Below are 11,650 nucleotides of genomic sequence, written 5' to 3'. Positions count from 1 at the left end.
TCAATACCGTGCGGCTTGTACAGCGAAATATTGCGTTCAGGACTCAAAAATCGTGCCAGACAGCCGTGGGCGTGTCCCGGCCATCCGCGCTTCATCCGACGGTGCGGAGATGGCCGGGACACGCCCGGCCATGACGATAAGAGCGCGCCATGACGATAAGAGCGCGCCATGACGATAAGAGCGCGCCATGACGATAAGAGCGCGTCGTGACGATAAGAGCGCGCCGTGACGATGGGGACGGTCCCGGCTGGGCCGGTGCTGGCTACCGTGTGTAGCCCTCCAATTCGTCTTTCGCCCAGTCGATCGCCTGCTGGATGGTCTGCCCGGCGACCAGTTTGGACACCATTGTCGGGATGACCCCGCGGTTCCACGCCTGCACGCCGATGTCCGGCGGGCCCGACGACCCGGTGATGTAGTATTCGGCGTTGTGCCATGGGCGGATCGGGTAATTGTAGACGGTGCCCTTCGGCGGCTCCACCTCGCCCCAGATCTTGAAGTCCGACATCGAGAGATACGGCGGAATGTCGTACCCGGAGACCGCCGTGGTCAAGGTCTCCATCTGCTCGCGGGAACCCAGATAGGTCAGCAAGTCGCGCGCCGCAGGCTTGTTCTGCGCGAACGACCACAGGCCGAAGAAATACGGCCGCATCGGCACCATCCGTCCCTTCGGCCCACGCGGGTTCGGGAACGTCCAGCAATCCTCGGCGACCTGCGGTGCGTCGCGCTTGGCCACCGCCCAGGCCGACGGTGGATTCCAGATCAACGCCGACTTCCCGGAGATCAGTGCCCGGTTGTTGGAGGCGTCGTCGTAGCTGACGGTGTCGGTGGGCAGGAACGGGACCATGCGCTTGGCATACTCCAGCACGGCCCGCACATTGTCGGAATCGACGGTGATGTCGCCTTTGGCGTTCACCAGGTCGGCGCCAAACGCGCCAAAGGTCGCACCCCAGGTCTGGTTGGAGTCGGTGGTCTGGCCGCAGCCGAACGCGAAGGGGAAGCCCGCCTTGTGGCAGGCCTCCGCCGCTTTCAACTGGGTCTCATAGGTCCAGTCGGCCGAGGTCTCCGGCGTGGCTTCATGCGCGGGGAACCATTTCTGGATGTCGATGCCGGCGTATTTCTGCAGCATGCTGATCCGGCCACAGGGTGTCAGCGGTGCCGAACCCCAGGCCACCGGCACGGCTTTCCAGGCCCCGTCCGAGACGCCCAGATACTCATAGGCGCGCCCGAGCTTGCCGTATTTTTCGATGAAGCCTTTCATGATGTCGTCGACGGGGTCGAGCTGGTCGGCGAACTGATGCACCGTCCACATGTCGAAGGCGTAGATGTCGTGGCCGGTCTTGGCTTCCGCCTCGGCGGCCATGGTGATGTTGATCTTGTAACCGATGGCGGTCAGAAAATCGAGTTCGACCTCGACCTTGTTCTTGTCTGCCCAGGCGGCGACCAGCTTCCGCATGGCATCGTTGCCGGCCGGGACCCAGTGGTCCCACAGCGCGACTTTCAGCCGCCCGGCGGCGCCGGCGGTCCGGATATGCACCAGTGGCAATGTTCCCGCGGCAGCACCAAGGCGCATTGCCTTGCGGCGCGTCATGCGTGACTTCATTCTTGTACCCTCCCGGATCAGCCGGCGTTTTGCCTGCCATTTTTGTTGGCGGAGTATTCCTCAGCGGTGCTTTCGAAACAAGACTAAGTGGCTCTGAAATGTGACCGCGCCGTGTTGTCGCGGGCGATCGCCACCGCGAATCGGCACGGTCGCGCGCCCGGCGGGTTCCCGCTATGCTGGCCCTTTCCGCGGGATTTCGGCGTATTTCCATGATCCAGGTGACCAGGACGCTCTCCATCGACGAAAAGGCGGTGGAGGAAACGTTCATCCGGGCGTCCGGCCCCGGAGGCCAGAACGTCAACAAGGTCGAAACGGCGGTGCAACTGCGCCTGTCGCTGGATCGCGCCGATCTGCCGCATGCGGTCCGGATGCGGCTGGAAAAGCTGGCGGGACGGCGGCTGACGCTGGACGGCGACATCCTGATCACCAGTCAGCAGCACCGCACGCAGGACCGCAATCGTGCTGAGGCGATGGCGGCGCTGATCGCGCTGATCCGGCGGGCGACGATCGCGCCGGTGCGGCGGGTGGCGACCAAACCCAGCTATGGGTCGACACTGCGGCGGCTGGACGAAAAGGCGCACCGGGGGAAGATCAAGCGTGGCCGGCGCGGGGCGGGCGACGCGGAGTGAGCCGGGCCAGTCAGCCCAGCAGCGAACGGCCAATCAGCAGGATCGCCAACGCCGACAGGATCACCAGCGCCACCATCCGGTGATGACGCGGCTTGGCTCGGTGGAAACCCCAGGTGCCGATCGCCGATCCGGCAAACACGACGGGGACGGCGACGGCGGCCCAGACCAGCACCTGCTGCGTGATCAGGCCGCGCGCCGCCATCGGGACCAGGACGGCGCAACTGGCCAGCATGAAATAGACGATCGCGGTGGCCCGCATGCGCGCGGGGGAGTGCCCAAGCGCCAGCAGGTACACGACGATGGGCGGACCGCCCATCGAGGCCAGTCCGCTGATGACACCAGCGACGGCACCCACGGCGAGGCTGAGCAGCCGAGACGGGTTCGGCGGCAGGCGGATGCCGCGATGGATCAACCAGACGGAAAACGCGATCACCACACCGATCGTCAGGCGCACCGGGTTGGCCGGCAGAGAAGTCAGGATCAGCAGGCCGATCGGGATGCCGATCACCAGCCCGGGCGCCAGCATCCGGACCGCTCGCCAATCGCACTCGGTCACAGCGGTGCGCAGGCCAACGAGTCCGATGACCACCTGCAACGTCACCACGAGCGGGACGACCTGCGCCGGCGGCAGAGCGAGGCTGAGCAGTGGAACCGCAGCGAGACCGAATCCGAATCCGGTAAATCCACGCAGAATCGCGGCGGCAAGCACACCGATTATTGTTACAATCAAACTGCATATCATTGAATGAACACGATTTCTGGTCCCTGGACGCGTTTGATTGCAATCTATCCGTTCCGCATTTTCAGTCAAACCGAGGAGAAAATGACAATTTACGGGGTTGTCAGCCCAGTCAAAAAGAAGCATCTTCATAACCATGGTGCGGGGGAAAACCTCTCGCGGTACGAAAAAATACCGCAAATTCACCGATCTGGTGAATTCCGTTAATGCAATGTTGGTCATTTCGACCGCGTTGATAGGGCGATATTGCGCCCTAAACCATTATCGAAACGGTTATTCATATTTTGTTAACCGTTCGCCCCTAATTCAGTGAGGCATGATGAATAAACATTTCGCGACCGCATTCGTTGCGGTTTCCGCACTTCTCGCCATGACGTCGCATGACGCCTTCGCGCGAAGTCCATCGCACGGTGTTCGTCCCGCTCATGTGCGGGAGGCGCATGTCCACCGCACCAGGCATGTCGTTCGGGCAGGGCATTCGGTGCGGACCGCCCACGGCATCCGGACGGCTCACGTGGTTCGGGAGGCCGCGTTTCATCCGGCGGTGAACGGCGACGCGGCCGCCTGGATGGGTGAAGCGGGTAAGGCGTCGTTCTACAGCCAGGCTTACAACGGTCGCCGTTCGGCGAGTGGCGTCCGCTTCGACCAGGAGTCGATGACCGCTGCGCACGCCTGGCTGCCGTTCGGCACCAAGGTGCGGGTGGTGTTGGCCGGCACCAATCGCAGTGTCATCGTCACCATCACCGACCGGATTTATTCGCAGCATCGGATCGTCGATCTGTCGCGCGCCGCTGCCAGCGAACTGGGCATCATCCAGCGTGGCCTCGCCGAGGTGACCCTCAACCCGGTCTGACGGTTGCCCCGCGATCCGTGCTAAACGGTACGGCGGGGAGGGACCGATCATGCTGCAGGATTGTCGCGGGCTGGCGCTGACCACGGTATCGGAACAGGCGGCCGCCGCGTTCGACCACGCCGTCGACGGTTATCTGGGCTATCGGGCCGATATGGCCGCGCGCATGGAAGCGCTGCTGGCAGCGGACCCTGATTTCGGCCTGGCGCATTGCCTGAAGGGCTATCTGGCGCTGATGGGCTACCGCGCCGATACCGTCCCCATGGCGCGCACCGCCCTGGCCGCCGCTCGGCACTGTGCCGGCACCCCGCGCGAGAAAGCCCATGCCGAGGCGCTGTCCCACTGGGCCGACGGTGATGCAGATGGAGCGGTGGCAGTGTGGGACCAGATCCTGCGTGACCATCCGCTCGACATCCTGGCGTTCCGACTCGCCCATTTCGTGAATTTTTGGTCGGGGCGGGTCGACGCGATGCTGGCCTCGGTGCTGGCGGTGGAGCCGCACTGGAGCACCGCGCTGCCCGGATTCGGGTCGATCCTGGCTTGCCGCTGCTTCGCGCATGAGGAAGCCGGCTACTACCTGGAAGCCGAGAGCGCAGGGCGGGAAGCAGTGCGGCAGGACCCCGGCGATCTGTGGGCGGTGCACGGCGTGGCGCATGTGCTGGAGATGACCGGCCGCCGCCTGGAAGGCATCGCCTGGGTCGAGGGGCTGCAATCGCGCTGGGACGGCAGCAACAATCTCAAGCATCATCTTTGGTGGCACCAGGCGATGTATCACCTGGAACTGGGCGATTACCCCAAGGTGCTGTCGCTGTACGACTCGGGATTCCGCGACTTGGCGTCGCCGCTGACCGGGGCGATGCCGGATCTTTACATCGATGTGCAGAACGCGGCCTCGATGCTGTTCCGGCTGGGGCGGCATGGTGTCGAGGTCGGCGACCGCTGGACAGAACTGGCCGACAAGGCCGAGGCCAGGATCGGTGACTGCCGGTCGGCGTTCACCCTGCCGCATTGGATGATGGCGCTGGCCGCGACCGGGCGGGATGCCGCGGCGGACGCGATGCTGGCTGGGATACGCGACTTCGCCGGCGGCGGCGGGCCGTTGGCCGATCTGGTCGGGGGAATCGCGCTGCCGGTCACACGGGCGGTGCTGGCGAACGGGCAGGGGCGGCATGCCGAAGCCGTCGCATTGATGCGGCCGGTGCTGGCGGACATGTACCGTATGGGCGGCAGCCACGCCCAGCAGGATGTGCTGGAGCAGGTGTTCCTCGATTCCGCGCTGAAAGCCGGGGCCGAGAGCGATGTGCGGCTGATGATGGAGCGCGTGGCCGGGCGGCACCCGGTCCCACCGGCACGGCGGCGCGGTTACGCGATGGGCGCGCATCTGCTGGCGGCCTAATACTTCGGCACCGAGGTTTTGACCGGTTGGAGAGGGCGAGGCGGTCTCCGTCCCACGCCGTCGGCCTGAATGACCCCCGGGCGGATGGCCAGAGCGCGGAGGCCCGGGTGAGCGAAATCGCCAGTGCGCGCCAGGAACGACCCGAGAGGTGACAAACCGTGCACGCCGGTGGCAGCTTATGGAGGATTGTGTATCCTGGCGGCTGGCCGAAACGGCGGAGAAGGAGCCGGACATGTCACCGATGTGGAAGGCGTTCATCGTCCTGGCGCTGCTCAACACGGGCCTGATGGGGTGTTCGCCGCACACCGACGCGCCGCCACCGCTGGAGGGTCTGTTGTGGCGGGACGCGACGCCGTTGGAACATGTCAGGTATCAGGAGTTTGTGCCGCCGGCCGGGCAGGGACGCGTGGTCATCGTGCTTGGTGGCCTGCACGGACCGGTAGCCTATTCCAACTACGCTCGTGAATTTGCCAGCCTCGGCTATTATGCCGTGCTGTTTGACGCCAATGACTTCCCGCGGTGGGATGTCAAAGGTGGTGAAAACCTACGCCAAGCTATTATTAATGCACAACATTCCCCGCATGCGATTCCGGGGAAGGTCGCGGTGGTCGGTTTTTCATTGGGCGGCGGGACCGCGATCGTACACGCCAACACCCAGCCCGATCTCATTTCCATGGTCGTGGCCTTCTATCCAGGCACCAGGTTTATCCCTGACAAAGAAGCCCTCATCGACCGCTGGAAGGTGCCAACCCTCGTGTTCGCGGGCGACGCGGACAATTACGATCACTGTTGCATGATAGAGACGATCACGAAGATGGCGGCCTATGCGAAGGATCACGGCGCGCCGTTCGAACTCGTCGTTTATCCCGGCGCCGAACATGGTTTCATGACCGTGAACTACAAATCGTACGCTGCCACCGATTCATGGCAACGTACGCTTGTGGCGCTAAACCAGCGTCTAGGGCCGTAGTCAGAAATCCAGCGGCGCGTTGTCCACGACTTCCTTCATGACGAAGAAGGTGCGCGTCTGCCGCACGCCGGGCAGTCCGATCAGTTGCTCGCCATGGATCCGGTTGAAATCAGCCATGTTCGCCACCCGGATCTTCAGGAAATAGTCGAAATCGCCGGCCACCAGATGGCAATCGAGGACGAACCGCAGTTTCGCGACGGCGGCCTCAAACGCCGCGAAGCTTTCCGGGGTCGAGCGGTCCAGCACGACGCCGACCATGACCAGCGCGCCCCGATCGACCTTGTCCGGCGCCACCATCGCCCGGACATGCTTGATATATCCGTCGTCGAACAGCCGTTGGGTGCGGCGATGGCACGTCGCGGGGCTGACATCGACCCGTTGCGCCAGTTCGGCGTTCGTAAGCCTGCCGTTCCCCTGGAGCAGGCGCAGCATTTTCAGGCCGATCCGGTCGAGTCCGAACCGTGTTGAAGATTCTTCCATATTTTTCCAACTTTCGGAAGATACGACGAATGGAATGCATAGATACCAACATATACAGAAATATATCGCGTATCTTCGAGAGCACCTTCCGTCGCGATGATGCTACCTGCCAGTTCATCGTATCGACAGAAAGAGGATCCTCATGCTGGAGGAATTCGAACGCTATCCACTGACCTTCGGGCCAACCCCGATCGAGAAACTGGCGCGCCTTGGCGCCCATCTCGGGGGTAAGGTCGAACTCTACGCCAAGCGCGAGGACTGCAACTCCGGCCTGGCCTTCGGCGGCAACAAATTACGAAAACTCGAATACATCATCCCCGATGCGATTGCCTCCAACGCCGACACCCTGGTCTCGATCGGTGGCGTGCAGTCCAACCATACCAGGATGGTCGCGGCGGTCGCTGCCAAGATCGGCATGAAATGCCGCCTGGTGCAGGAAAGCTGGGTGCCGCATGAGGACGCCGTCTACGACCGCGTCGGCAACATCCTGCTCAGCCGAATCATGGGTGCGGACGTGCAGATGGTGGATGAGGGCTTCGATATCGGCATCCGCGAAAGCTGGGAACAAGCGATCCAGGACGTGAAGGCCAAGGGAGGTAAGCCCTATGCGATCCCAGCCGGCGCCTCGGTGCACAAATACGGCGGCCTCGGCTATGTCGGATTCGCTGAGGAAGTCCGGGCGCAGGAGAAGGCACTCGGTTTTGCGTTCGACTACGTCGTCGTCTGCACCGTGACGGGATCGACCCATGCGGGGATGCTGGTTGGCTTTGCCACCGACGGCCGAGCGCGCAGGGTGATCGGGATCGATGCCTCGGCGACGCCGGCGCAGACGCGGGCACAGGTGCTGCGGATCGCCCAGGATACCGCCGCGCTGGTCGAACTGGGCAAGCCGATCGAGGACGACGACGTCGTGCTGGTGGAGGATTACGCATACCCGGTCTATGGCGTTCCGTCCGACGAAACCAAGGACGCGATCCGTCTGTGCGCACGCCTGGAAGGCATGATCACGGACCCGGTCTACGAGGGGAAATCGATGCAAGGCATGATCGATTTGGTCAAGAAAGGGTATTTCCCGGAGGGATCAAAAATCCTCTATGCCCATCTTGGTGGTGCGCCCGCGATCAATGGTTACGCGTACGCGTTCCGGAACGGTTAGGCCTCGGCAGGATCCGAGGCCTATACGGTCCGGTGGAACGGAAGGGCAGCAATCCGCCCGGTGCCATCTTGTTGGGTTTGGCAACGTGTCGGTAGCCGGGTACCGAACATCGTGCCAACCCCGCGTCGGGTCGTGCCAGACGTTCGGCAGCGCCGCCTACGCTTCGTGCGGCAGTTTCGGCTGCTCGACCACCCGCAGATACGGCCTCAGGGTTTTCCAGCCGCCGGGAAAACGGTCCTTCGCATCGGCATCGGATACCGATGGGGAGATGATGACCGGTTTGCCGTTGGTCCAGTTGACCGGCGTCGCCACTTTATGCGCATCGGTCAGTTGCAGGCTGTCGATCACCCGCAGGATCTCATCGAAATTGCGTCCCGTGCTGGGCGGATAGGTCAGGATCAGGCGCACCTTCTTGTTCGGATCGATAATGAACACGCTGCGCACGGTGATCGACGGGTCGGCGTCCGGATGGATCATACTGTAGAGATTGGAGACGGTCCGGTCGGCGTCGGCGATCACCGGGAAATTCAACGCGTGGCCCTGGGTTTCTTCGATGTCACGCGCCCAGCCCGCGTGGTTTTCGCCGGAATCGACGGACAGGCCGATCGGCTTGACGTGCCTCTTGTCCCACTCCGGCTTCAACCGCGCGACCTCGGCCAGTTCGGTGGTGCAGACCGGCGTGTAGTCCTTGGGGTGGCTGAACAGGACACCCCAGTCGCTTCCCAGGTGCTGATGCAGGCTCAGCCTGCCGGCGGTGCTGTCTTGCTCGAAATCAGGGGCGATCTGCCCGAGTTGGATGGTCATTGGTCTTCTCCTTGCCTGGCCGGGACGCGGTGGTCGTGAAGAAAGCGACGGCACCGGGAAGGCGCCATCGCGTTTGGAGGGAACGGTGGTCGCGACATTTGATCCACTATCTTATTGAGTCAAGTGACAACGATTTAACCACGTGAAATTATCGTATATAAGGTCGAAGCCTCAGGCCGATACGCCATCGTGCGTCGGAATCCTCTGCTCCCTTGCCACGCGTGGGGGACGCCTTGTCGGCACTTTTCCGGCGACTCATGGCGGCGTCGGACCTTCGGTGGCACAGGCCAGCGCGGCGCTGCGATATGCAGGTGCGCCGGGAAGGTATTTCCTGGTGCGGGCCGCAAGACAGCATGAACGTTTTCTATTTCGGTACATGGCAGGAAGGTCTTGCTACCCCGCGGACTATGGGCTATTCATGAAATATCGACAGGGAGATTGTTCGAGAAGATGCTTCTTACGCGAAGAGACCGTGGAATGGTCGCCCTGGCGATCGTCCTGGATGTCGCCTTCCACAGTGGCGGCGAAACCGTGGTGAATGCCGCCGAACTGGCGGAACGTACCGGCATGGCCCGCCGCACGCTGGAACCGTTGCTGCAAGCCTTGTCGCGCGAGCGGTTGCTCGACAGCACGCGCGGCCCGCACGGCGGTTACCGTCTGGGCCGCACCGCTCGGCTGATCAAGGTGTCCGAAGCGATCTCCGTCGGGTTGAACAGCCTGGATGAGAGCGCCCATGATCTCAGCGGCCGCTTGCATCGTGCGGTGATCGAGCCGCTATGGAATGAGTTCGATGCGGCCCTGTTGGCGTTGGCCGAATCCCTGACCATTGAGGATCTGTTGAAACGGGCGGCCAAGGCCGGGTTGCGCAAGCCCGTCACCGATCCGCTGAATTTTGTGATCTGACCGCGAATGGCCAGACCTCGCGGAAGCGCCAAACCGGCGGATCGAGCCTCGCGATTCGCCCCCACGCCCTTGCCGGATCGTCCGGTCCTGCCGCGCGGACGCATGTTCGCCAGCGTGCTGGATCTGGTCGGCGGCACACCGCTGGTGCGGCTGCCCCGGTTGCGGGCTGCCGACAATCTGGGCGCCGACATCGCGTTGAAGCTCGAGTTCTTCAATCCGCTGGGTTCGGTGAAGGATCGCATCGGCCTGGCCATGGTCGAAGCCGCCGAACTGGCCGGTGAGATCGCCCCCGGCAAGACCACCATCGTGGAGCCGACGTCGGGGAACACCGGCATTGCGCTCGCTTTCGTCGCCGCCGCCAAAGGCTACAAGCTGATCGTCGTCATGCCGGAGGGCGCATCGGTGGAGCGGCGCAAGCTGCTGCGCCTGTTGGGCGCCGAGGTGGAAACGACGCCGGCGAAGTTGGGCATGCCGGGGGCCATTGCCCGCGCGGATGCCATTCTGACCCGTACCAACGGCGCCTGGATCGCACGGCAGTTCGACAACCCGGCGAATCCGGCGGCGCATCAGGCGACAACCGCCGAGGAGATCTGGGCCGATACCGGCGGCACCGTCGATATCGTTGTCGGCGGCGTCGGCACCGGGGGCACGCTGACCGGTATCGCCCGTGGCCTGAAGCCACGCCGTCCCGGTTTGAGGATTGTCGGCGTGGAGCCGCAGGAAAGCGCGGTGTTGTCCGGCGACAGCCCGGGACCGCACCGCATTCAGGGGATCGGCGCCGGCTTCACCCCCGCCGTGCTCGATCGCGCACTGCTGGACGACATCCTGGCTGTTTCGGAAGCCGAAGCGTTCGCCGCCGCCCGTCGTTGCGCGGCTGTGGAGGGGTTGCCGGTCGGGATATCCTCCGGCGCCGTGCTGCATGCGATGATCGATCTCGCCGGCCGGCCGGAAAACGCCGGCAAGCTGATCGTCGGCATCGCCGCATCGTTTGCCGAACGTTATCTGTCCACGCCGTTGTTTGCGGGGTTATAGAGCCAGCCACGCCTTTACCTCGGGCGACCGGTTGCCATTTCGGGTAACGTGCCGCGATGCCCCGATTCGGATTACGCCTGACACCGCATGGCCACCTGATCGTACAGGAGCAGGATGATGCGCCCGAGATCGACGCTCAGGTGCTGACGCGCCTGACCGAGGCGTTCGCCCGCGGTAGCGGAGACGGGTTGATGCGGCTGGGGGCAGGGGAGGTCGGGCGGGCCTTGCCGCCGGTGTTTGTCTGGTGGCGCGCCTTCGCGGCCCGCTATGTCGGGGCATTGTGCCTGAACCCATCGGGGCGGGAGGACGACGCAACGCTCCCGGCCGTGCCGGTCCCGGATGCGGGTGAGCTTGCGTCGCTGGTGCTGACGGCGCCGATGATGGAAGGCGCTGAATATCTGACCGAATCGGTCCTGCTGGCGCTGTGGGATGACATGGCGCTGGCATTTGCCGCGGCCCTCGCCGCCGCCGGAACGGGTCTGCAGCGCTTTCTGAACGCATTGAACCCGGCCTGGAACCTTGTGGGGCGGGTGCATTTCAACCTGGCGGAAAATCGTCGCGACGCCGAACAGCCGTTCGCCTTCATGGCGACCTACACCACGCGGCTGTCCGCGCAGGCACGCGCACAGCATGTCCCGCTGGGGCAGGCGTTGCGGGAATATGCCGGGGCGGCGAATCGCGACAAGCTGCTGTCCCTGCTGCTGCCGGTGCAGCGCGCCGCCGAACAATGCGCGTGGCTGCGGCCGATGATCGATGCGGGTGAAATCTTTCATCCGCTGCGCTGGGGGCCGTCCGAAGCGTCCCGCTTTCTGCATAGCCTGGCGGACCTGGAGAGTGCCGGCGTCGTCGTGCGCATGCCGGCGACATGGCGCGCCAACCGTCCGGCCCGAGCGCGGGTGACGGGGACGGTCGGCAGCCGGAAGCCCTCGGCGCTGGGGCTGGAGGGGGTGCTGGATTTCCGCATGAGCGTCATCCTGGACGGCGAACCGCTGACCGAGGATGAGGTCCAGACCTTGCTCGCCGGAACCGAGGACCTTGTGCTGCTGCGCGGCCAATGGGTCGAAGTGGATCGCGCCCGGTTCGAGAAGACG

12 protein-coding genes are annotated in these 11,650 nt (G+C 64.0%); 8 read left to right on the top strand and 4 right to left on the bottom strand.

Annotation, left to right across the window (positions count from 1 at the left end; genetic code table 11):
* Positions 1-262: 262 nt before the first annotated feature.
* The gene (locus GSQ89_RS18390) at positions 263-1,600 is read right to left on the bottom strand and encodes an ABC transporter substrate-binding protein (RefSeq protein WP_158927858.1); all 1,338 of its coding nucleotides are present in this window, start codon (positions 1,598-1,600) and stop codon (positions 263-265) included.
* Between the two features lie 173 nt (positions 1,601-1,773).
* Between GSQ89_RS18390 and arfB the strand changes: the two genes are divergently transcribed.
* Positions 1,774-2,229: an alternative ribosome rescue aminoacyl-tRNA hydrolase ArfB gene (gene arfB, locus GSQ89_RS18385; protein ID WP_254073268.1), complete on the top strand. Its 456-nt coding sequence runs from the start codon at positions 1,774-1,776 to the stop codon at positions 2,227-2,229.
* A gap of 10 nt (positions 2,230-2,239) precedes the next feature.
* On the opposite strand, the gene GSQ89_RS18380 is transcribed toward arfB, so the two are convergent.
* Positions 2,240-2,959, bottom strand: a complete 720-nt coding sequence (locus GSQ89_RS18380; RefSeq protein WP_158927857.1) for a sulfite exporter TauE/SafE family protein — start codon at positions 2,957-2,959, stop codon at positions 2,240-2,242.
* Positions 2,960-3,287: 328 nt separating this feature from the next.
* Here GSQ89_RS18380 and GSQ89_RS18375 point away from each other — a divergent pair, with 328 nt between their 5' ends.
* The 3 genes from GSQ89_RS18375 (at position 3,288) to GSQ89_RS18365 (ending at position 6,184) form a co-directional block, all read left to right on the top strand.
* The gene (locus GSQ89_RS18375) at positions 3,288-3,821 is read left to right on the top strand and encodes a septal ring lytic transglycosylase RlpA family protein (protein ID WP_216856256.1); all 534 of its coding nucleotides are present in this window, start codon (positions 3,288-3,290) and stop codon (positions 3,819-3,821) included.
* A 49-nt stretch (positions 3,822-3,870) separates the two neighbouring features.
* Positions 3,871-5,214, top strand: a complete 1,344-nt coding sequence (locus GSQ89_RS18370; RefSeq protein ID WP_158927856.1) for a tetratricopeptide repeat protein — start codon at positions 3,871-3,873, stop codon at positions 5,212-5,214.
* Between the two features lie 232 nt (positions 5,215-5,446).
* Complete coding sequence (locus tag GSQ89_RS18365; RefSeq protein ID WP_158927855.1) at positions 5,447-6,184, top strand: dienelactone hydrolase family protein; 738 nt, start codon at positions 5,447-5,449, stop codon at positions 6,182-6,184.
* Here GSQ89_RS18365 and GSQ89_RS18360 read toward each other — a convergent pair whose 3' ends face one another.
* Complete coding sequence (locus GSQ89_RS18360) at positions 6,185-6,664, bottom strand: Lrp/AsnC family transcriptional regulator (protein ID WP_158927854.1); 480 nt, start codon at positions 6,662-6,664, stop codon at positions 6,185-6,187.
* 142 nt (positions 6,665-6,806) lie between these two features.
* Between GSQ89_RS18360 and GSQ89_RS18355 the strand changes: the two genes are divergently transcribed.
* Complete coding sequence (locus GSQ89_RS18355) at positions 6,807-7,820, top strand: 1-aminocyclopropane-1-carboxylate deaminase (RefSeq protein WP_158927853.1); 1,014 nt, start codon at positions 6,807-6,809, stop codon at positions 7,818-7,820.
* 156 nt (positions 7,821-7,976) lie between these two features.
* Here the strand turns inward: GSQ89_RS18355 and GSQ89_RS18350 are convergent, their stop codons facing one another.
* Entirely contained in the window at positions 7,977-8,624 is a 648-nt protein-coding gene (locus GSQ89_RS18350) for a peroxiredoxin (protein WP_158927851.1), read from the bottom strand.
* Between the two features lie 477 nt (positions 8,625-9,101).
* Between GSQ89_RS18350 and GSQ89_RS18345 the strand changes: the two genes are divergently transcribed.
* The 3 genes from GSQ89_RS18345 to GSQ89_RS38560 form a co-directional block, all read left to right on the top strand.
* The gene (locus tag GSQ89_RS18345; protein ID WP_254073267.1) at positions 9,102-9,527 is read left to right on the top strand and encodes an Rrf2 family transcriptional regulator; all 426 of its coding nucleotides are present in this window, start codon (positions 9,102-9,104) and stop codon (positions 9,525-9,527) included.
* Between the two features lie 102 nt (positions 9,528-9,629).
* A complete protein-coding gene (gene cysK / locus GSQ89_RS18340; RefSeq protein ID WP_158927864.1) occupies positions 9,630-10,559 on the top strand; it encodes a cysteine synthase A in 930 nt (309 codons plus the stop codon).
* Positions 10,560-10,615: 56 nt separating this feature from the next.
* Positions 10,616-11,650 (top strand): SNF2 helicase-associated domain-containing protein (locus GSQ89_RS38560; protein WP_216856255.1); only part of this gene is annotated, 1,035 nt, incomplete at its 3' end.

It is taken from the genome of Acidisphaera sp. S103 (assembly GCF_009765975.1).
GTDB lineage: Bacteria > Pseudomonadota > Alphaproteobacteria > Acetobacterales > Acetobacteraceae > Rhodopila.
The sequence above is the reverse complement of the archived record's forward strand: the minus strand, read 5'-3'. Positions and strand labels throughout refer to the sequence as shown.

What these genes read in the sequence shown, in the direction of transcription:
- GSQ89_RS18390 (WP_158927858.1), bottom strand. Translation starts at nt 1,600, where the DNA reads ATGAAGTCACGCATGACGCGCCGCAAGGCAATGCGCCTTGGTGCTGCC.
- arfB (WP_254073268.1), top strand. Translation starts at nt 1,774, where the DNA reads ATGCTGGCCCTTTCCGCGGGATTTCGGCGTATTTCCATGATCCAGGTG.
- GSQ89_RS18375 (WP_216856256.1), top strand. Translation starts at nt 3,288, where the DNA reads ATGAATAAACATTTCGCGACCGCATTCGTTGCGGTTTCCGCACTTCTC.
- GSQ89_RS18370 (WP_158927856.1), top strand. Translation starts at nt 3,871, where the DNA reads ATGCTGCAGGATTGTCGCGGGCTGGCGCTGACCACGGTATCGGAACAG.
- GSQ89_RS18365 (WP_158927855.1), top strand. Translation starts at nt 5,447, where the DNA reads ATGTCACCGATGTGGAAGGCGTTCATCGTCCTGGCGCTGCTCAACACG.
- GSQ89_RS18360 (WP_158927854.1), bottom strand. Translation starts at nt 6,664, where the DNA reads ATGGAAGAATCTTCAACACGGTTCGGACTCGACCGGATCGGCCTGAAA.
- GSQ89_RS18355 (WP_158927853.1), top strand. Translation starts at nt 6,807, where the DNA reads ATGCTGGAGGAATTCGAACGCTATCCACTGACCTTCGGGCCAACCCCG.
- GSQ89_RS18350 (WP_158927851.1), bottom strand. Translation starts at nt 8,624, where the DNA reads ATGACCATCCAACTCGGGCAGATCGCCCCTGATTTCGAGCAAGACAGC.
- GSQ89_RS18345 (WP_254073267.1), top strand. Translation starts at nt 9,102, where the DNA reads ATGGTCGCCCTGGCGATCGTCCTGGATGTCGCCTTCCACAGTGGCGGC.
- cysK (WP_158927864.1), top strand. Translation starts at nt 9,630, where the DNA reads ATGTTCGCCAGCGTGCTGGATCTGGTCGGCGGCACACCGCTGGTGCGG.